The 20,296-nt window shown below is 67.0% G+C and carries 12 protein-coding genes and 4 tRNA genes; 4 read left to right on the plus strand and 12 right to left on the minus strand.

Annotation, left to right across the window (positions count from 1 at the left end):
* Nucleotides 1–53: 53 nt before the first annotated feature.
* The 3 genes from ACWCIA_RS00815 to ACWCIA_RS00825 form a co-directional block, all read right to left on the minus strand.
* Nucleotides 54–3,077, minus strand: a complete 3,024-nt coding sequence (locus ACWCIA_RS00815; RefSeq protein WP_454160050.1) for an ATP-binding protein — start codon at nucleotides 3,075–3,077, stop codon at nucleotides 54–56.
* A gap of 134 nt (nucleotides 3,078–3,211) precedes the next feature.
* The gene (locus ACWCIA_RS00820; protein WP_454160052.1) at nucleotides 3,212–4,072 is read right to left on the minus strand and encodes a response regulator; all 861 of its coding nucleotides are present in this window, start codon (nucleotides 4,070–4,072) and stop codon (nucleotides 3,212–3,214) included.
* 100 nt (nucleotides 4,073–4,172) lie between these two features.
* Nucleotides 4,173–4,790, minus strand: a complete 618-nt coding sequence (locus ACWCIA_RS00825; RefSeq protein WP_454160557.1) for a DsbA family protein — start codon at nucleotides 4,788–4,790, stop codon at nucleotides 4,173–4,175.
* A 610-nt stretch (nucleotides 4,791–5,400) separates the two neighbouring features.
* Here ACWCIA_RS00825 and ACWCIA_RS00830 point away from each other — a divergent pair.
* Both ACWCIA_RS00830 and ACWCIA_RS00835 read left to right on the plus strand, forming a co-directional pair.
* A complete protein-coding gene (locus ACWCIA_RS00830; protein ID WP_454160053.1) occupies nucleotides 5,401–5,961 on the plus strand; it encodes a YfiR family protein in 561 nt (186 codons plus the stop codon).
* Nucleotides 5,961–7,853: a hybrid sensor histidine kinase/response regulator gene (locus ACWCIA_RS00835; RefSeq protein WP_454160055.1), complete on the plus strand. Its 1,893-nt coding sequence runs from the start codon at nucleotides 5,961–5,963 to the stop codon at nucleotides 7,851–7,853. The genes ACWCIA_RS00830 and ACWCIA_RS00835 overlap by 1 nt, the downstream gene beginning before the upstream one ends.
* A 60-nt stretch (nucleotides 7,854–7,913) precedes the next feature.
* Here ACWCIA_RS00835 and ACWCIA_RS00840 read toward each other — a convergent pair whose 3' ends face one another.
* The 5 genes from ACWCIA_RS00840 to ACWCIA_RS00860 form a co-directional block, all read right to left on the minus strand.
* Nucleotides 7,914–8,456: an FxDxF family PEP-CTERM protein gene (locus ACWCIA_RS00840; RefSeq protein ID WP_454160057.1), complete on the minus strand. Its 543-nt coding sequence runs from the start codon at nucleotides 8,454–8,456 to the stop codon at nucleotides 7,914–7,916.
* 454 nt (nucleotides 8,457–8,910) lie between these two features.
* Nucleotides 8,911–8,987 (minus strand) — tRNA-Arg (locus tag ACWCIA_RS00845).
* A 161-nt stretch (nucleotides 8,988–9,148) separates the two neighbouring features.
* Nucleotides 9,149–9,225, minus strand: a tRNA-Arg gene (locus tag ACWCIA_RS00850).
* A gap of 139 nt (nucleotides 9,226–9,364) precedes the next feature.
* Nucleotides 9,365–9,441, minus strand: a tRNA-Arg gene (locus ACWCIA_RS00855).
* A gap of 135 nt (nucleotides 9,442–9,576) precedes the next feature.
* A tRNA-Arg gene (locus ACWCIA_RS00860) sits at nucleotides 9,577–9,653 on the minus strand.
* A 123-nt stretch (nucleotides 9,654–9,776) separates the two neighbouring features.
* Here ACWCIA_RS00860 and ACWCIA_RS00865 point away from each other — a divergent pair.
* On the plus strand, nucleotides 9,777–13,724 hold the full coding sequence (locus tag ACWCIA_RS00865; protein ID WP_454160058.1) for a sensor histidine kinase: 3,948 nt from the start codon (nucleotides 9,777–9,779) through the stop codon (nucleotides 13,722–13,724).
* Between the two features lie 3 nt (nucleotides 13,725–13,727).
* On the opposite strand, the gene ACWCIA_RS00870 is transcribed toward ACWCIA_RS00865, so the two are convergent.
* Together ACWCIA_RS00870 and ACWCIA_RS00875 are read right to left on the minus strand one after the other, a co-directional pair.
* On the minus strand, nucleotides 13,728–14,675 hold the full coding sequence (locus ACWCIA_RS00870) for a D-2-hydroxyacid dehydrogenase (RefSeq protein WP_454160059.1): 948 nt from the start codon (nucleotides 14,673–14,675) through the stop codon (nucleotides 13,728–13,730).
* A 136-nt stretch (nucleotides 14,676–14,811) separates the two neighbouring features.
* Nucleotides 14,812–15,099, minus strand: a complete 288-nt coding sequence (locus tag ACWCIA_RS00875) for a hypothetical protein (protein WP_454160061.1) — start codon at nucleotides 15,097–15,099, stop codon at nucleotides 14,812–14,814.
* A 182-nt stretch (nucleotides 15,100–15,281) separates the two neighbouring features.
* Here ACWCIA_RS00875 and ligD point away from each other — a divergent pair, with 182 nt between their 5' ends.
* Nucleotides 15,282–18,002, plus strand: coding sequence for a DNA ligase D (ligD, locus tag ACWCIA_RS00880; protein WP_454160063.1), 2,721 nt, complete (start codon nucleotides 15,282–15,284; stop codon nucleotides 18,000–18,002).
* 232 nt (nucleotides 18,003–18,234) lie between these two features.
* Here ligD and ACWCIA_RS00885 read toward each other — a convergent pair whose 3' ends face one another.
* Together ACWCIA_RS00885 and ACWCIA_RS00890 are read right to left on the minus strand one after the other, a co-directional pair.
* A complete protein-coding gene (locus tag ACWCIA_RS00885) occupies nucleotides 18,235–19,698 on the minus strand; it encodes a catalase (RefSeq protein WP_454160065.1) in 1,464 nt (487 codons plus the stop codon).
* 361 nt (nucleotides 19,699–20,059) lie between these two features.
* Nucleotides 20,060–20,293, minus strand: a complete 234-nt coding sequence (locus ACWCIA_RS00890; RefSeq protein ID WP_454160067.1) for a hypothetical protein — start codon at nucleotides 20,291–20,293, stop codon at nucleotides 20,060–20,062.
* Between the last annotated feature and the right edge of the window lie 3 nt (nucleotides 20,294–20,296).

A 20,296-nucleotide genomic window follows, 5' to 3' on the forward strand; every position in this document is an offset into this window, starting at 1 on the left:
GCAAAGGGCACAAAATTTCTTGTAGGACAGCGCCGCGTCCGATAGTAGGAACATCACAATCGTTTTGGAGCGCCGGCACGCACGCTTGCCGGGCGCACCAGCGAGCCCACCGCGTTGATCAGTTCACTCGGCTCGACGGGCTTGGAAATATGCGAGCTGAAGCCCGCTTCCAGGGCGCGCAGGCGGTCCTCGGAACGGGCAAAGGCGGTCAGCGCCACCGCCGGCAGCAGGCCGCCGCGGTCGCGCGGCAGGGCGCGCACCCAGGACAGCAGTTCGAAACCGTCGACCTCGGGCATGCCGAGGTCGCTGATCAGGAGGTCCGGCAAGTCCGCCTGCAGCGCCTCGAAGGCTTCGCGCGCGCTGGCGGCGATGCGTACCCGGGCATGGCAGTCGGTCAGGATGCGCAGGATCAGCTCGCGCGCATCGCGGTCGTCGTCGACCACCAGCACCGAGACGCCGGAGAGGTCGCGCAGCGTGAGTTCGGGCGCGGCCGGCGGCGGGCTGCTGAGGATCATGCGGCTGCGCGCCGACTGGCGGGGCGTCTCTTTCGCCAGCGGCAGCTCGATCGTGAAGCTCGAGCCCTGGCCTTCGCCGGGGCTTTCGGCGCGGACAAGGCCGCCGTGCTGCTCGACCAGGTGCTTGACGATTGCCAGTCCCAGCCCGAGGCCGCCGTGGCGCCGCGTCATCGACGCGTCGGCCTGGCGGAAGCGCTCGAAGACGTGGGTAATGAATTCCGGGCCGATGCCGGCGCCGGTATCGCGCACGGTGACCGTCACCGAACCGTTGCCGCCTTTGACTTCCACCGTCACCTGGCCGCCGCGCGGGGTGAACTTGATCGCGTTCGAGAGCAGGTTCCACACCACCTGCTGAAGGCGCGCAGGGTCGCCCGCGATCATGCCGGCGTCGGGCGCGTAGTCCTTCTCGATGCGGATGTTCTTGGCGTCGGCCGCCGGGCGCACGGTATCGATGGCGGCGTCGACGAAGCCCTGCGGGGCGAGGGTCTGCATGTCGAGCAGGACCTTGCCCGAAGTAATGCGGCTCATGTCGAGCAGGTCTTCGATCAGCTGGGCCTGGGCGCGCGCATTGCGTTCGATGGTCTGCAGGCCGCGCTGCAGGTCGGCCTCATCCTTGCCGCCGCGGCGCAGCACCTGGGCCCAGCCGAGGATGGCGGACAGCGGCGTGCGCAGTTCGTGCGAGAGCGTGGCCAGGAATTCGTCCTTCATCTGGCTCGAGCGCTCGGCCTCGGCGCGCGCCTCGCGCTCGCTCTCCAGCAGCACCTTGCGCTCCTCGGCGGCCTGCTGGGCCGCTTCGTAGAGGCGGGTGTTGTCGAGCGCGACCGCAGCCTGGGCGGCGATGCCGCGCACGATGCGCTCGGTGCGCTCGGTGAAGATGTTCGGTTCCGGGTGGCCGAAGAACATCGTGCCCAGCACTTCGCCTGAGCCGGCCGTGACCGGCACCGACAGGTAGCTGCGCACGGTCGGCTGGCCCGACAGCAGGCTGAACCGGGTCGGCGACTGGCCATAGCGCGGGTCGTCGAGGATGTCGGCGGAGCGCACCAGCCCGGCGCCGCGGAAGCCCGCGCCGAACAGGGCGGTGGCGTGCGGCTCGCCAAAGCTCTGGAACTCGTTGGCGGTGCCGCCCGAGAGCGTGTAGAGCGAGAACTTCGGCCCGTCGCTTTCCTTGCCGTGATAGAAGAAGGCGCCGAAGCGCGCGCCGGCGATGCCGCTGGCGGCGTCGGTGGCGACCTGCAGCAGCGAGCGCAGGTCGCGCGTGGAAGCGAGCGCGCTGCCGGTGCTGTTGAGCAGTTCGAGCACCTTCGATTCCTCGCGCAGCGCCTGCTCGGCGCGCTTGACCTGGTCGACGTCGGTATTCGTGCCGAACCAGCGCACCACCACGCCGTGGCGGTCGCGCACGGCGTTCACCCGGGTCAGGAACCAGCGGTACTGGCCGTCCGCGCCGCGGATCGGGTATTCCATCTCGAAGGGTTCGCCGGTGCGGATCGAGGCGCGCCAGTGCTCGAGCATGGCGGGCAGGGCGTCCGGCTCGACCACGCTTTGCCAGCCCCAGCCGGTTGCCGCTTCCAGCGTGGTGCCGGTGTAGTCGTACCAGCGCTCGTTGAACCAGACGATGGCGCCGTCGGCCTGGGCCATCCAGGCCAGCTGCGGGATGGTGTTGGCCAGCGCGCGCAGGGTTTCTTCGCTCTGGCGCAGGCTGTCCTCGACGTTCTTGCGGTTCGAGACGTCCTGGACCACGCCGGTCATGCCGACCACGCTGTCGCGCTCGGCAGGATTGGCGTAATCGGCGCGGCCGACCAGGGCGATCCAGCGCGCCGGGCCGCCGTCGGGCACCAGGCGGCATTCGATGGACAGGTCGGTCTGGGTGGCGAAGGCGTGCAGGACCGCGCGGCGCACCGCCTCGCGGTCGGGTTGATTGAGCCGGGCACGCAGCACGGACCAGGCATGTGGGGTCTCGGGTTCGAGGCCGAGGATCGCGGCGGCGCGCTCGCCCAGGTTGACGCGGTCGCTGGCCGCATCCCAGGTCCAGTCGCCGAGGCGGCCGGCGGCCAGGGCCACCTGCAGCCGGTTGTTGCCGTCGATCAGGGCCTGCTGGTCGATGCGGCGCTGGGTGACGTCGTGGAAGTAGAGGGTCAGCCCGTCCGGGGACGGATACATGCGCGCCTCGATCCAGACGGCCAGGCGCGGGTAAAAGAATTCGCGGCTGCCGGTCTGGCGCGAGGCCATGGCGCGGCGCATTTCGATGGCCAGGTTGGTGCCGTCGAGTTCTTCGAATTCTTCCCACAGGTTGTGGCCGAGCAGGCCTTCGCGGGTCTTGCCCAGCGGCGCGAGCAGCTCGAGCGCGCGTCCGTTGACATAGGTGATGCGCCATTCGAAGTCGACCGCGCAGAAGGCGTCGGTCAGGCTCTCGAGCATGTTTTCCATGCGTTCGTGGGCCTGGCGCAGCGCCTCGCGGGCGGCCACCAGTTCGGCCTCGGCCTTCTGGCGCGCCGCCATCACGTTGCCGGCGTTACGCAACGCGGCCGAACGCATCATCTCGAGGTCGTCGCGCTCCTGGCTCACGGCGCCCCTCCCGCACAAGGCGCAGGGCTAGCAGGTTTCATGGCAGCACCCACAGCAGGTCCCATGGCAGGCAGGCCGGCGCGCGGGCATCCTGGCCCGGCCGGTTCGCATGGTCGCACGCGCACGGGCCGCATTCAGGCCTGCACCCGCAGCTGGTCCGCGACCTGGCCCAGCGCACTTTGCAGCTGGTCGAGTTCATACGGCTTTTGCAGCGACTGGTAAGGGAAGTCGAGGTGGCGCAGCAGCGTGTCGCCATAGCCCGACGCAAAGATCACTTTCAGGTGCGGATACTGCACGATCGCCTGGCGCGCCAGGTCGACGCCCGACATGCCCGGCAGGCTGACGTCGGTGAACAGCACGTGGTAGCGGTGGGCGGCCAGGCGCGCCAGTGCGTCGTCCGGATGGGCCACGCCCTCGGCTTCATAGCCGAAGGCCTTGAGCATTTCGCAGACCAGGTACTGGGAATCGAGGTTGTCCTCGACCACCAGGATGCTGAGCGTGCCGCTGTCCGGCGCGGCCTGGGGTGCTGACTGGGACGACGTCGCGGTGGCCGGCGCCAGCGCGCACAGCACGCCGCCGACCGCGTCGCCGAAGGGGACCGGGGTCAGGTGCAGGTCGTAGCGGTCCTGGCCGCCGCCGCCGAAGTTCACGGAAGCGCCGGCGATGCAGGCCGCTTCGCCGCGCCAGGCCCGGGCCACCGCCTCGCCGGCCGCCGCGACCGGCGGCGGCAGCACCGCCGGCACGGTGCCGCCCGGGACACGGGCGAAGCCGGGGCCGGCCAGCTGGCCATAGGCCTCGTTGCAGAGGAGAAGGGGCTGGGGGCTGGGCACGCTGCCCTGCTGCGGCCCCCACAGCAACAGCATCGGCAGCGGCGTGTTGAACATCAGGTCGGCCGCCAGGCGCAGCGGCTGCGGCCAGGCGGCGGGTGCGCCCAGCGTGCTGGCGCTCCAGTCGTAGGTGGAACTGGTGAGGGCGGACTTACCTGGAGAGTGCATGGAGGCGGCCTGTTGTGTATTCAAAAACATGGCCGAATCGTACACTAAATGGCGCACTGTTGGCGGCGCGCTGGCATGGGGAGCCGCCGGTGCGGCGCCCTCAGGCGCCTGCGGCCGCCAGCGCGATCGCCGCATCCAGCCGGTCGTTCCCCCAGAACAGTTCCTCGCCCACGAAAAAGCTGGGTGCACCGAAGATGCCGCGCGCCTGGGCCTCTTCGGTACTCGCGCGCAGGCGCAGCTTGTTGGCGGGGGCGAGGGCGGCCGCGATCGCCTGCCCGGGGTCGGGCACCAGGCCGTCCAGCGCGGCGCGCACCGTCTCTTCATTGTCGATCTCGCGGTCGTCGGCCCAGTTGCTGAGCATGATGCGGCGGCAGTACTCGCCGATCCAGGGAGAGTCCGCCCCGAGGGTGGCGACCCGCATCGGCAGCAGGGCGATCCGGGGAAAGACCGAGGGACGCCGGAACGGCAGGCCGAGCCTGGCCGCCTCGCGTTCCATGTCGCGCCACATGTAGCGGCCCTTGGCTTGCTGGAGGACGAAAGGCGAGCTGTCCCAGCCGAAGCTGCGGAAAATCGGCCCGAGCAGAAAAGGGCGCCAGAGCACGATGACGCCGGCGGCGCGCGCGGCCTCCTCGATGCGCATCGTGGACAGGTAACTGTAGGTGCTGCCGAACTCGAACCAGTATTCGAGCGTCCGTGGCCCTGCCGGCGAGGTGGCCATCATGCGTTCTCCTTGCGCGCTGTGGGAAGGGATTGGCAGCATGATAACAAAGTCGGACTGCGCAAGCCCCATCTGCCGCGGCCTCGAGGGGCAAAAAAAAAGCCCGCTCAGGGAGCGGGCTGAATCTATGTTCCGAGGAGGACAATAGAGGAGACAGGAAGGATTATGCCGCACGGAAATAAAAGATTCCAATTTCCATTTCCAATGACCGTCATACGTTTCACGAATAGCTGAAGGGGAGAACTCGTCTGCACGTGCACGCTTGGTGCGCGCCTGAAAATGTTTTACTATGGCAAACATATCATGAGGCGCTTCGGCTGCACCGTGTTCGCAGGGCAGGCTTGCATCCCAAAAGTTTCCTTTGGCCGAGGCAAAGCTGTCACAATCGACCGTGCCCGGCTATCATGCTCGAGCGTTTGCCCCAATGGCCACATCCGGCCGGGCGGCAGGCAGCTCCAAGTCGGGCGAACCGGGTGTGCGCCCGGCGTTCGAGTGCGATCGACTGCAGACGGACCGCAGGCGCGACCTCCCAATTTAACCCCGGCCAATGATTCGACACCGCTTTTCCCGATTGCTGACCCAGTTTGCCCGCCGGCCCGTTCAGGGTCGCGTGGTCGGCTGGACGCTGGCCTGCGCCGCGGCGCTGCTGGCGGCGGGCGCGGTGCTGCCGGCGCCTGCATCGGCCCAGGCCAGCGCCGGCCAGGTGCTCGAGCGCCGGGTGAAGGCGGCCTTCCTGTACAAATTCCTCGCCTACGCCGAGTTCCCGGCCGGCGCCTTCGGCGACAGCGGGGCGCCGGTGACGATCGGCGTGGTCGGCTCGGACGAGATGGCGGCCGAGCTGGCGCGCGTGGTGGCCGGGCGCCAGGCACTCGGGCGCCCGATCCAGGTGCGCAACCTGCGCGAAGGCGAACTCGGCGCGCCGGTGCACCTGCTGTTCGTGGCCGGCAGCGACAACGCCCGCGCCGCCCGCATCCTGCGTGGTGCGCCGGCGGCCCTGATGTCTGTCACAGAGTGCGAGCTCGGCCTGCAGTACGGCAGCGTCATCAATTTCAGGATCATCGAGGACCGCGTGCGTTTCGACGTCTCGCTCGACTCGGCGGAGAAGAATAACGTGAAACTCAGTTCGCGGCTGCTGACGGTCGCCAACCGCGTAGTAAAAGGAACAAGCTGATGAGTGCCCGCGACGCCGGCTCCGTCCGTAGCAAACTGATCAAGATGGCGGTCTTCACGACGCTGGCGGCGCTGCTGTCGGCCTCGATCGCCATGCTGCTGCTCGACCTGCGCACCTTCCAGCGCTACGGGGTCGACGACTTGACCACCCAGGCCGACATCATGGCCAGCGTCACCGCGCCGGCGCTCTTCTTCAACGACGCCGCCACTGCCCAGCAGCAGCTGTCGGTGCTGCGCGCGCGCCCGCAGATCCTGGCCGGCGCCGTCTACACGGCAGGCGGCGCGCGTTTCGCCACCTATGCCCGGAGCGGCCTCGATCCGGTGCTGCCGGCGGCGCCGCGCCCGCCCGGCCACAGCATCGCCCGGGGCGAACTCGAGGTCTGGCACAAGATCGTCGAGAACGGCGAGCACATCGGCACCGTCTACCTGCGTTCGCGCTACGGCCTGGTCGACCGCCTGCTCAACTACGGCCTGATCCTGGGCGGCGTGATGCTGGGCGCGCTCGTGATCGCGGCCCTGGTCGCCTCGCGCCTGCAGGCGGCCATCACCCGCCCGCTGGAATCGGTCACCAACGTGGCGCGCCAGGTGATGCAGCGGCGCGACTTCACGCTGCGCGTGCCGGGCCAGGAGAGCGGCGAGATCGGGGTGCTGGTCGAGGCCTTCAACGACATGCTGGCCGAGATCGGACGCCGCGCCGAAGCCCTGCAGGCCGCCAACCGCACGCTCGAGCACGAGATGGACGTGCGCCAGAAGGCCGAGGACGCGCTGATCGTGGCCGACCGCAGGAAGGACGAATTCCTCGCCACGCTGGCCCACGAGCTGCGCAATCCGCTGGCGCCGATCCGCACCGGCCTCGACATCTTGCGCATCCGCAGCGGCGACGCCCAGGCCACCCAGCGCGCTACCGACATCATGGAACGCCAGCTGCGCCAGATGGTGCGCCTGGTCGACGACCTGCTCGACGTCTCGCGCATCAATACCGGCAAGTTCGCCATCAAGATGGGCCGCGTGGAACTCAAGGCGGTGGTCAACGACGCGCTGGAAGTGGTGCGCTCCTACATCGAACTGCATGGCCACGAACTGGCGATCGACCTGCCGGACCGCCCCGTGTTCCTGCACGGCGACGCCACGCGCCTGGCGCAGATCCTGTCGAACCTGCTCAACAATGCCGCCAAGTACACCAACCGCGGCGGCCGGGTCACGCTCTCGGCGCGGGTCGAAGAGAAAACGCTGGTGCTGGAAGTGATGGATACCGGCATCGGCCTGGCGCCCGAGATGCTCGATTCGGTCTTCGAGATGTTCGTCCAGGTCGACTCCACCCTGGAGCGCACCAACGCCGGCCTGGGCGTGGGACTGTCGCTGGCTCGCAAACTGGTCGAGCTCCACGGCGGCACCATCGCCGCCTCGAGCGAAGGGCTGGGGCGCGGCAGCCGCTTCACGGTGCGCCTGCCGATCGTGGTCGAGCCCGAACTGCCGACCAAGCCGACGCCCGCCGCCTTCATCAGCACCGAGACCTACCGCATCCTGCTGGCCGACGACAACGTCGACTTCGTCAACAGCATCGGCGCGCTGCTGACCGCGATGGGGCACAGCGTGGTCATCACGCACAACGGCCCGGACGCGCTGGCCGCCGCCGCGCGCTTCTGCCCGGACTACGCCTTCCTCGACATCGGCCTGCCGCAGATGTCGGGCTACGACCTGGCGCGCGGCATCCGCAAGCTCTCCTGCGGTGCGATGACGACCCTGATCGCCGTCACCGGCTGGGGCCAGGAAAAGGACCGCCAGCTCGCCTTCGAGGCCGGGTTCGACCACCACATGGTCAAGCCGGTGCGCTTCGAGCAGATCGAGGAGATCCTCGGCAATCGCAGCATCATCAAGAAACTCCGCACCTGAGCGGGATGCACAACGGAGGCGCTTGCGCGCTTCCGTTGTGCGGCTTCTTACATCCCCCCTTCAGTCGCGCTTGGCCTTGCGGCGGCGTGCCAGGAAGCCCAGTATGCCCAGGCCGCCGAGCATCATGCCGTAGGCTTCCGGTTCCGGCACCGGCATGAGCATCACCGCGCCCCCGAACGAAGCGCCGTCGTCCGACACCAGGTTGCCGTTCACCCGGATGTAATAGTCGCCGTTCTCCAGGTTGTCGCCCGATACGGTCCAGACATCGGTGGCGCCCGTGCGCAGCGAGCTGCCCGTGGCGACCAGGGTGTCGGTATCGTCGTAAACCCCGAGTGCGGTGATGTCGAGCCCGACATCGGCGCTACGGCTGATCGAGGCCACGATGGCGTCCATGTTCATCGGGATGTCGTTGTCGACGGTGAAGGTGAAACGGTCGGCGAAGCTGTTCCCGTTATTGCCTTCGGTGAAGCTGTCCCCGAAGTAGGCGGTATCGTCGACCAGGTCGAGTGCCTGCGGCGAATTGCCGATGTCGTCCTGCGCCAGCGCGGCGGAGCCGAAGCTGGCGCTTGCCAACACCATTGCAGCAATTAATGATTTTTTCATAGCTACCTCTCGAAGCGTTGAGCCGCGTCCTGCGGCCGGGTTGTGGCGATCCGGCCGCGTCCTGCGGCCGGGTGATGGCAATCGGGGACTTTTATGCTAGCAAAGGGGAGGGCAAGCGGAAGCCTTATGCAAGAGGTGTGTTCTTGCGGCCACACCCGCTTCCTGAGTGCAAGAAGAGGGGTAGAGTGTTCAGGAAGCCGGTGCTTCATAGGAGAGCGAAGCAAAAGCAATTGTAGAGCGGCAAACTGCTGGGTATTGCCCGAAAATCGTCGGCCTGCTCCTACAAAAAGAAAAGTGGGATTCCTCTGCTGAGCTAAGCCTCGTTTAAGACTTGCACGCGTCGACGCAGCGCTCGTGGCGAAAAAGCCGTGGAGGCAAACGATGTATCGCGGAAAAGGCTTGATGGAAAAGAAAATGGCCCAGAATCGCTTCTGAGCCATTTCTTTGAAACTGATGGTGCGGCTGGCAGGAATCGAACCCACGACCCCTTGGTTCGTAGCCAAGTACTCTATCCAGCTGAGCTACAGCCGCCCGAAGCACGCATTATAGCGGCATGGGCGCGAATTGGGAAGCGTTCAATTGCAATCCTGGCAGGCCAGGCCCTTGTTGCTGCCGCGGGTGCCGCCGGCGAAAAGCGCAGCGGCAAAAGAAAATGGCCCAGAATCGCTTCTGAGCCATTTCTTTGAAACTGATGGTGCGGCTGGCAGGAATCGAACCCACGACCCCTTGGTTCGTAGCCAAGTACTCTATCCAGCTGAGCTACAGCCGCCCGAGGCACGCATTATAGCGGAGCATGCGGAAATTGCAAAGCGGCACTTGTGAACTGGCTCGGTCGGGCAAAGCCCGGATCGGGAAGGGGAAAAGAAAAATGGCCCAGAATCGCTTCTGAGCCATTTTCTTGAAACTGATGGTGCGGCTGGCAGGAATCGAACCCACGACCCCTTGGTTCGTAGCCAAGTACTCTATCCAGCTGAGCTACAGCCGCCCGAGGCACGCATTATAGCGGCATGCATGCAAAATGGGAAGCAGGGATGCGAGGGCAGCAGACCTGGCAGCCCCGAACAAGGACCCGAAATGAAAAATGGCCCGGAATCGCTTCCGGGCCATCTTTTGAATTGGTTGGTGCGGCTGGCAGGAATCGAACCCACGACCCCTTGGTTCGTAGCCAAGTACTCTATCCAGCTGAGCTACAGCCGCCCCGTGAGGCGAATTATAGCAGCGCCATCCTGATTGCGGAAGTCTTAATTTATTTCAACACTTGTTTCATCCGCTTCCCGTACTCGGTTACATTAGCTGGTCTGTATCGATTTGAAGATTCTTATGTCGGGCTTTACCTTGCGCGCGCTGTACACCGCGCCACGCCTGCTGGCGGTGCTTTCGCTGCCGGCAGCGCTGTTCCTGGCCCCGCAGGCCGGTGCGGCCGGACCGAGCAACCTGCGTTTCGAACACGTCTCGATCGGGCAGGGCCTGTCGCAGGAGTCGGTGCTGAACATCCTCCAGGACCGGCAGGGCTTCATGTGGTTCGGCACCCAGTCCGGCCTGAACCGCTACGACGGCTACAGGATCACCACCTACCGCACCGATCCGCTCGACCCGGGCTCGCTGCCGGACAGTTTCGTCAACGCGTCCTTCGAGGATGCCGAAGGGCGGCTCTGGTTCGGCACCAAGGGCGGCCTGGCCCGTTTCGACGCCGCCAGCGGCAAGTTCGTGCGCTACCCGCTGCACGGCGTTGGTGGCGCCACCGCCAACCGCAGCGTGAATGCGATCGCCGCCGACCGCGACGGCGTGCTCTGGCTCGGCACCAGCGACGGCCTGAAACGCCTCGACCCCGCCACCGGCGCCAGCGCCACGGTCGGCCATGCGGACGCGGACGCGGACAATGCGGGCGGCGCCGTCACCGCCATCGCGTTCGACGCCCGCGGCGTGCTGTGGATAGGGACGGGCCACGGCGTCGGCCGCCTCGCCGCCGGCGGCACCCGGATCGAACATTTCGCTCCCCCAGGAAGCGACCCGCGCAGCGCGCGCATCCTGGCGCTGTCGATGGGACCGCGCGATACGCTCTGGGTCGGCACCGACGCCGGGCTCGAAGCCTGGAACTTTGCGACGCCCACCCCGCAGCGGCGCGCCGTCAGCGCCGAGGAAGGGGTGGGCGAGGTGCGGGTACCGGCGCTCTACCACGACAGCGGCGGCACGCTCTGGGCTGGCACCGACCTCGACGGCCTGAAACGGCGCGATCCGGCCAGCGGGCGTTTCGTCGCCTACCGCAGCGCCCCGCTCGACCCGCACAGCCTGTCCGACAACCAGGTCGCCTCGATACGGGTCGACCGCACCGGCACGCTCTGGGTCGGCAGCCGCTTTGGCGGCGTCAGCCGCACCGACCTGGCCAGCGGCGGGTTTTCGCACTTCAGCTTTCGTCCCGCGACTGGCTACCGCATCGGCTTCGAGAAGGCGCGCGACATCGCCGTACGCGCGGACGGCAAGATCTGGCTCGCCACCAATGGCGGCGGCCTTGTGCTGCTCGACCCGGCAAGCGGCCAGACGACCCAGTTCCGGCACCGTCCGGAGCGGCCGGACAGCGTGCCGGCCGACGTCATCCACGGCTTGCGGATCGTGGACGGGCGCTTGTGGGTGGGCGGGGCAGGGGTGCTGGCCTGGTGCGACGCCAACGGCGGACCGTTCCGCCAGATTGCCCTGCCGGGCATCGGCACGGGGTCGGTGCGCGACGTCGTACGCTCGCGCGATGGCGGGCTGTGGGTCGTCACGCGCGCCGGGCTCTTCCGCTTGAATGCCGACCTGAGCCTGCGCGACGCCTGGCGCAACGATCCCGCCAACCCGGCCAGCCTCGGCGACAACACGCTGTACTCGCTGGTCGAGGACAAGGACGGCGTGGTATGGATAGGCACCGATAACGGCCTGGAGCGCTTCGACCCCGCGACCGGCGTCTTCACCCACCTGCGCCACGACCCGCGCGACCCCGCCAGCCTGCGCCACAACCGCATCCATGAACTGATGCTGTCCGCGCGCGGCCGGCTCTGGGTCGGCACCGCGGGCGGACTGCACCGCCTGGAACAATCGGCGTCGGGCAAGGCCGGCTTCCGCTATTTCCCCCTGAGCGAGGCGCGCGAAGCCCCGCCCATCGGCGCCGTGCTGGAAGACGCGCAGGGCAGGCTGTGGGCCAGCATGACGAACGGGATCAGCCGCCTCGACCCGGACAGCGGCCGCTTCCGGCACTACACGGGCAAGGACGGCCTGTCGGTCGGTACTTATTTCATCGGCGCCGGCGCGCGCGGGCCGGACGGGCGCCTGCATTTCGGCGGCGTCGACGGCGTCAGCTCCTTCCTGCCGGATGCGATCCGCGACAACCCCTATCCGCCGCAGGTGCACATCACCGATTTGCTGGTCTCGAACAAGCCGCGGGCCCTGCCGGCGCCGGCGGCGGGCGGCGCGGCAGGCACGATCGGCAAGATCACGCTCACCCACCGCGAACCGGTATTCGCCGTCGAATTCGCGGCGCTGCATTACGCGGCGCCCGCCAGCAACCGCTACGCTTACCGCCTCGAGGGCTTCGACGAGGACTGGATCGCGACCGGCGCCGGCAAGCGCTTCGCCAGCTATACCAACCTCGACCCGGGCGATTACGTGTTCCGCGTGCGGGCCAGTAACAAGGACGGCGTCTGGAGCGAAGCGCCGGCCACGCTGGCGGTCACCGTCACGCCGCCCTGGTGGAAAACGGCCTGGTTCCGGCTGCTGGCGCTGGCGCTGCTGGCCTCAAGCGCGGTCCTCGCCTACCGCCTGCGGGTGCGCGTGCTGGTCGGCCAAAAGCAGGTGCTCGAGCGCGAGGTCGGCACCCGCACGGCCGAGCTGCTGCTGCAGAAGGAAGCGGCCGAGGGCCGCAAGCGCGAGGCCGAGCGCCAGGGCGAAGCTGCCGACGCGGCGCGCCGCAACATCGCGCTGCTGTCCGACATCGGCCGGCGCCTGACCGCCAACCTCGATACCGAGGCGATCATGGCGACGCTCTACGAACATGTGCAGGTGCTGATGGACGCGCCGGTGTTCTACGTCTGCGTGGCCCAGGCCGGCGGCGCGCCCTTCGCGCTGCCGTATGCGGTGGTCGACGGGCGCCGCTGCCGGCCCGCCCCCGGCGAAGGATGCAATGCGCACCAGCTTGCGGCCTGGTGCATCGAACATGCGCGCGAAGTGTTCATCAACGACCTGCGCGCCGAGTCGGCGCAGTACCTGCCGGGCGCCGATCCGGGAAGGCTGGCCGCGGACGCGCTGCCTTGCGCACCCGGGGACAGGCTGCCTCAGTCACTGTTGTATGTCCCGGTCGCGCTCGGCCAGCGGGTGCTGGGCGCGCTCTGCGTGCAGAGCTTCGCACCCGGGGCCTACCAGCGCGTGCACCTGGACATGCTGCGCACGCTGGCCGCCTATGTCGGCGTCGCGCTCGACAACGCCCAGGCCTACCGCCAGCTCAAGGACGCGCAAAGCCAGCTGGCGGCCCAGGAAAAGCTGGTCTCGCTGGGATCGCTGGTGGCGGGCGTGGCCCACGAGCTGAACACGCCGATCGGCAACAGCCTGCTGATGGCCAGCACCCTGCACGACAAGACGCTGCGCCTGGCAAACGACCTCGAAGAAGGCGCGCTGCGCCGCTCGGAACTGGCCGGCTATGTCGGGGCCGCGCGCGAGGCCTCGGAACTGATCGTGCGCAGCCTGCACGGGGCGGCCGAGCTGGTCGACAGCTTCCGCCAGGTGTCGGTGGACCAGGCCAGCGCCCAGCAGCGCCGTTTCGAGCTGGGGCGTGCCTGCCATGAGATCGTGGCGACGCTGATGAACAAGGTGCGCCTGACGGGCCATACCCTCGAGATCGAGGTGCCCGAGGGGATCGTGATGGACAGCTACCCGGGGCCGCTCGGCCAGGTGCTGATCAACTTCGTTAACAACGCGCTGCTGCACGCCTTCGAGGGGCCGGGCGGCAGGATGCGCCTGTCGGCCGAGCGCCTGGGCACGGACTGGGTGCGCATCGCCTTCGAGGACGATGGCCGCGGGATTCCGGAGGCGCACCTGGCGCGCGTGTTCGATCCCTTCTTCACGACCCGCATGGGGCAGGGCGGCACCGGGCTCGGGCTGAACATCGCCCATACCATCGTGACCGGCCTGCTCGGCGGCACGATCCGGGTCGAGGCCGGGCCGGGCCAGGGGACGGCCTTCGTGCTCGAGCTGCCGCTGGCGCGGACCGGTTCGCAGGCGCAGCCTGGCGTGCAGGCCTGAGGGTCAGCCGACGACGTTGATCGGCCGGCCCGCTTCCCAGGCTTCGATGTTCTCGACCAGCATGTCGGCCAGGGTCTGCATCGCGCCGGCGCTGGCCCAGGCCACGTGGGGCGTGAGGATGAAGTTCGGCAGGCGCAGTCCCAGCAGCGGATTGTCGGGCGCCGGCGGCTCCTTGCTGAGGACGTCGAAACCGGCGCCGCCGATCGTGCGCCGCATCAGCGCCTCGGCCAGCGCCGCCTCGTCGACCAGGCCGCCGCGCGCGGTGTTGATCAGGAGGCCGGTCGGCTTCATCAGTCCCAGTTCGCGCGCGCCGATCATGTGGCGGGTCTGCTCGTTCAGCGGCAGGTGCAGGCTGATGACGTCGCTGGTGGCGAGCAGCTCGTCGAGTTCGAGCTGGGTCACGCCGGGCTCGCTCACCGGCGAGCGCGAAGTGGTGCACACCTGCATGCCGAAGGCCTGTCCGATCTGGGCCACGCGCCGCCCCAGCGCGCCGTAGCCGACGATGCCGAGCCGGGTGCCGGCCAGGTCGCCGATCGGGTGGTCGAGCAGGCAGAAGCGGGTGGAATGCTCCCAGCGCCCGGCCTCGATGTCGGCCACGTAGGCGCGCAGGTTGCGCCGCAGCGCCAGGATCAGGGTGAAGCAGTGCTCGGGCACCGACACGTGCGAGTAATTCCGGATATTGCTGACGACGATGCCCCGCTCGCGGCAGGCGGCCAGGTCGACATTGTCGGTGCCGGTCGCGGCCACCGCCACCATCCGCAGCTCCGGCAGCTGGGCCAGCGCCTGCGCCCGCAGGGGCACCTTGTTGGTGATCGCAACCGTGGCGCCGCGCAGGCGCTCGGCCACCTGGTCCTGGGCGGTGGACGCGTGATCGATCCAGTCGTGGGCAAAGGCGGGACGACGCACCGTGGCAATCAGGCTGTCGCGGTCGAGGAAGACGATTCTTTGCATGGCGCGCTCCGGAGTGAGGACGGCACATTGTAGAGCATGTGCCGGTGGACTAAAAAAAGGCGCGAAAAAAAGACAGGGCGCACCCTGTCTTTTTTGGGATATGGCGGGGCCTGGGCGGCGTGGTTTTATGTGAAGCTTATTTGGTTTGTGCAGCGGTCGATGCAGCTTCGTCCGCTTTTTGTTCGGCAGCGTCGGCTTTCATCTCCGCCTTCTTTTCAGTCGCCTCGGACTTGGCTTCAGCCTTGTCCCCGGCGGCCTGTTTGCGAGGCTTGGCCTTGTCCACCCTGGCATCGGCCTTGGCCGTCTCCTTTGCTTCCTTCGCTTCCGCCTTGGTGGCCGGTGTGGTCGGACTGCTTGCGCTGCTCTGTGCAAAGGCAGGGCTGGCGAACAGCCCGGCGACGAGGGCTGCGACGATCTTGCTCATAGTGGGCTTCCTTTTATGGATGAAAAAGATGCTGCCAGGCCGATAACGCGACCAGGATCAAGCTTGTTGACGGTATTTACAACTCGTTACAATCATCGCCAGGGCACTCGGTTAGCTGCCGTACAGTCGCGTTGGCCTGCGCGGCCTAGACTGGTTCCATCGGCACACCGCAGGAGCCCGCCATGCCCGACGCACTCGCACTCTACAAATCCAAGCGCGACTTCGCCATCACGTCCGAGCCCGCCGAGGGCGGCCAGCCCGGCAAGGACGCACTGACCTTCGTCATCCAGAAGCACTGGGCCAGCCGCCTGCACTACGATTTCCGCCTCGAACTCGACGGCACCATGAAAAGCTGGGCCGTTCCGAAAGGTCCCAGCTACGACACCCACGACAAGCGCATGGCCGTGCACGTCGAGGACCACCCGATCTCCTACGCGGATTTCGAGGGCACCATCCCCGAAAAACAGTACGGTGCCGGCAAGGTCATCATCTGGGACAAGGGCACCTGGGAGCCGGAAGGCGATCCGCGCGAAGGCTACCGCAAGGGCAACCTGAAGTTCCGGCTGCACGGGCACAAGATGCAGGGCAACTGGGTGCTGGTGCGCATGAAGGGACGCGGCGACGAGCGGCAGGAATCCTGGCTGCTCATCAAGGAAAAGGACGACTATGCGCGCCCGGCCGAGGAATTCTCGGTCGTCGACGAGCTGCCCGACAGCGTCAAGGCGCTGCCGATGCCGGGTACCAGCGAGAAGGTGCCGGCCAAGGTGAAAGACAAGCCGGCGGCGAAGGCGGCGCGTACGACCAAGGCGAAGGCGGACGCGGCAGCCGTGGAGGCGGTCGAGAAGGTGGCCAAGAAGGTGGACACCAAGAGGGCGGGCAAAGGGGCGGGCAAAACGCGCAAGGCCGATGCCGCCCGGGGCCTGCCCGAAGGCGTAGTCGAAGCGGCGCTGCCCGAAGAATTCGCCCCCGAACTGGCGACCCTGGTCGACGGCCCGCCGCCCAATCCCGAGGAATGGGTATTCGAGGTCAAGTTCGACGGTTATCGGATGCTCACCCGCATCGAGAACGGCGAAGTCAGGCTGATCACCCGCAACAACAACGACTGGACCGACAAGCTGCGCCCGCTGCAGCAGGAGCTCGAACGCATCGGGCTGCCGGACGGCTGGTACGACGGCGAAATCGTCGTCCACGACGCCAACGGCCGCCCGAACTTCGGCATGCTGCAGCTGGCCTTCGATGGCAGCAACCGGGCCAACATCATGTATTTCCTGTTCGACGCTCCCTACCTGGGCGGCTACGACTTGCGCAACGTGGCGCTGGTCGAACGGCGCGCATTGCTAGAAGCGGCCTTGAAGGGCGCGGCCAAGTCGGACAAGGTGCGTTTCTCCGACGAGTTCGGCGACGATCCGGAAGGGCTGGTCGTAGCCGCCTGCAAGATCGGCCTGGAAGGCGTGATCGGCAAGCGGCGCGACTCGCATTACGTCTCGCGCCGCTCGCCGGAGTGGATCAAACTGAAATGCGGGCAGCGCCAGGAATTCGTCATCGCCGGCTACACTGACCCGAAAGGATCGCGCACCGGGGTCGGCTCGCTGCTGCTGGGCACCTACGACAAGGAAGGCGTGCTGCGCTATGCCGGCAATGTCGGCAGCGGCTTCAACGCCGAGAGCCTGCGCGACGTCACGGCCAGGCTGAAGGCGCTCGACACCGATGTCAGCCCCTTCCCGCCGCGCTCGGTCCCGGGGCGCAAGCACCACTGGGTCAAGCCCGAGCTGATCGCCGAGGTCAGCTTCTCGGAATGGACGAATACCGGCTCGGTGCGCCACCCGGTGTTCCAGGGCCTGCGCACCGACAAGCCGGCCCAGGGCATCACGCGCGAAACCGCACAATCGATCGAGGAGGTCAACATGCAGGCAGACACCCAAAGCGAAGCCAAGCCGGCGAAGAAGACGAGCCGCAAGAAGAGCGCCGCCCCGGCTGAAGCAAAAGCCGATGCGAGGGCGACGTCCGATGTCGAGCTGCCGGCCACGCTGAAGATCACCAACCCGGACCGCGTGGTGGATGCGAAGAGCGGCGCCACCAAGATGGACCTGGTGCGCTTCTACGCCCAGGTCGGGGACCTCATGATGGAGCACCTGAAGGCACGCCCGGTTTCGCTGGTGCGCGCGCCGGCCGGGATCGCCGGCGAGCTGGTCTTCCAGAAGCATGCCGACATCAAGAAGCTGCCCGGCATGAAGCAGATGGACAATGCGCTCGACCCCGAGCATCCGCCGATGCTCGAAGTCGGCAACATCGCGGGCATCCTGTCGGCCGCCCAGTGGAACGCGGTCGAGTTCCACACCCAGAACGCGACCTCGAAGGCCTACGACAAGCCCGACCGCATGGTGTTCGACCTCGACCCTGGCGAGGGCGTCGAATGGCCGGCGATGCAGGAAGCGGGACAGCTGATGAAAGCCTTCCTCGACGAACTCGGCCTGCCGTCCTTCCTGAAGACCAGCGGCGGCAAGGGCCTGCACGTGGTGGTGCCCGTCAAGGGCGGCCTCGATTGGGACACGGTGAAGGGCTTCTCGCAGGCCATCGTCAAGCACCTGGCCGGTATCCTGCCCGACCGCATCGCCTTCAAGAGCGGCCCGAAGAACCGGGTCGGCAAGATCTTCATCGACTACCTGCGCAACGGCCAGGGCGCGACCACGGTCTGCGCCTGGTCGGTGCGCGCGCGGCCCGGCCTGGGCGTGTCGGTGCCGCTCAGCTGGGACGAACTGCCCGGACTGACCTCGAGCAGCCAGTGGAACGTGCAGAACATCGGCGAACGCCTGGCGATCGGCAACGCGCCGTGGGCGGGGTATGCGAAGGCGGCCAAGACGCTGACGGCGGCGATGAAGAAGCTGGGGTACGACAAGGAGTAGCGGCGGATCCGTTCAGCGGCCGTTCGACACATCGCGGCAGGTCTGGCGCCGGTTGACGCGTGGAGTCGGGACTCCGGTGAAGCCGTGGAGGAGGCCACTGGCCTCCTCCACCCCTACAGTTGACTGTAGGGTGGACGGCTACACCCGTGACGAGGAACAGCCGCAGCGTCAGCGCCGTCCACGCGTTCAACCGCCGCGTGAAGCCCCGAGACGGATCACACGATGGAACCTATCAAGCAGCCTTGCGCCCCAGCCGTTCCAGTGCCGCGCGCACGCCGCGGCCGTAGTCCGGGTCGGCCCGGTCGAACTGGCGCAGCTGGCGTTCCAGGATCTCCTCGTTCACCTGGCTCAGCGGGCCAGCCAGGTTCTCGCACAGGTTCTGCGTTTCCTGGTCCGTCATCAGGCGGAACAGGTTGCCCGGCTGCGTGTAATCGTCTTCCTGTCCGCGGAAGTCGAAGCGGCCGGCGTTGCCGCTCAGCGGCAGTTCAGGTTCGCCGTGGCCCATGCCGGTGGCACCCGCGCCGACCGCCTCGATCGTCGCATAGTTCGGCGCGGCGCCGTGGTTGACGATGGCCATCGCGCCGTCGCGCTGCTGGTTGTGGAAGGGGCAGCGCGGCGCGTTCACCAGCAGGTGCTGGTGGTTGGTGCCGACCCGATAGAGCTGGGCGTCGTGGTAGGCGAACAGGCGGCCCTGCAGCATCTTGTCGGGCGAGTAGCCCATGCCCGGGACCAGGTTCGCCGGCGAGAAGGCGGCCTGCTCGACTTCGGCATGGTAGTTGGCAGGGTTGCGGTTCAGTTCCAGCACGCCCACCGGCAGCATTGGGAAGTCGCCGTGCGGCCAGACCTTGGTCAGGTCGAACGGGTTCCAGCCGGTGCGCGCTTCCCAGTCGGCCAGTTGCTCGGACGTGGCCACCTGCACCTTGACGTCCCACTGCGGATAGTTGCCGGCGGCGATAGCCTCGAACAGGTCGCGCTGAGCGTGGTCCGGATCGCTGCCGGCGACGCGCACGGCGTCCGTGGCGGCGAGGTTCTTGATGCCCTGGCGCGTCTTGAAATGCCATTTCACGTAGACCCGCTCGCCCGCATCGTTGACCAGGCTGTAGGTGTGGCTGCCGAAACCGTCCATGTGGCGGTAGCCGTAGGGCGTGCCGCGATCGGAGAACAGGATCGTCACCTGGTGCAGGCTTTCCGGTGCGCGGCTCCAGAAGTCGAACATCATGTTGGCGGACTTCAGGTTGCTGTCGGGCAGGCGCTTTTGGGTGTGGATGAAGTCGGGGAACTTGATCGGGTCCTTGATGAAGAACACCGGGGTGTTGTTGCCGACCAGGTCCCAGTTGCCGTCTTCCGTATAGAAGCGCAGGGCGAAGCCGCGCGGGTCGCGCTCGGTATCGGCGCTGCCTTTTTCGCCGCCCACGGTCGAGAAGCGCAGGAAGGTCTCGGTCTGCTTGCCGATGGCGCCGAAGAGTTTCGCCTTGGTGAAGTGGCGGATGTCGTGGGTGACGGTGAAGGTGCCATAGGCGCCCGACCCCTTGGCATGCACCACGCGCTCGGGAATGCGCTCGCGGTTGAAGTGCTGCAGCTTCTCGATCAGGTGGAAGTCCTGCAGCAGCAGCGGACCGCGCGGGCCGGCGCTGAGCGAATTCTGGTTGTCGGCGACCGGGATGCCGGAAGCGGTGGTCAGGCGGGGTTGGGGCATTGTGCTCTCCTCATTGCAAATGATTAATTTGATGAAGAGATTCTAGGCGTGGCTGGCTAATCGGTAAATTTGATTAAACTGATGCGCGCGATAGGATTTGACTAAAAGAAACAAAAAGAGGCGCCGAAGCGCCTCCCTGCCGCACGTCACACCTGTCGGGTCAGAAGCGGCGTGCCGATTTCTGCACGTGGCCGCTGGTAAACACACGGGCCTGGATTTTCTTCCAGATAAAGCCGGCAATCGCCATCATGATCATCTTACGCATATAAACCTCCGTTGTTGAGCAGCCGAATGCTGCCGTTTCAAATGAGCCTGCGCCCGGTCCACCGTCCTGGCGAACGCGGCGCGGGGCCCCCGCTTCTCAAGATTCGTTCTTGAAGATACCACGCACGTTCATCGCCATCAGCGCGACCTGCAGCGAGATCAGGGCCCAGGCTTCGTCGTGCACGCCCCAGATAATCCACAGCACATTGCTGAGAATGAACATCCAGAAGCCGAAGATGCGCTTGCCGGCTTTTTTCGAGCCGATCATGAAGGCGGCGTACAGGCTGACCGCCATCGCGGGCCATTGCAGGAAGTCGAGGAATTCGTCCATCCC

Source organism: Massilia sp. SYSU DXS3249 (genome assembly GCF_053668055.1).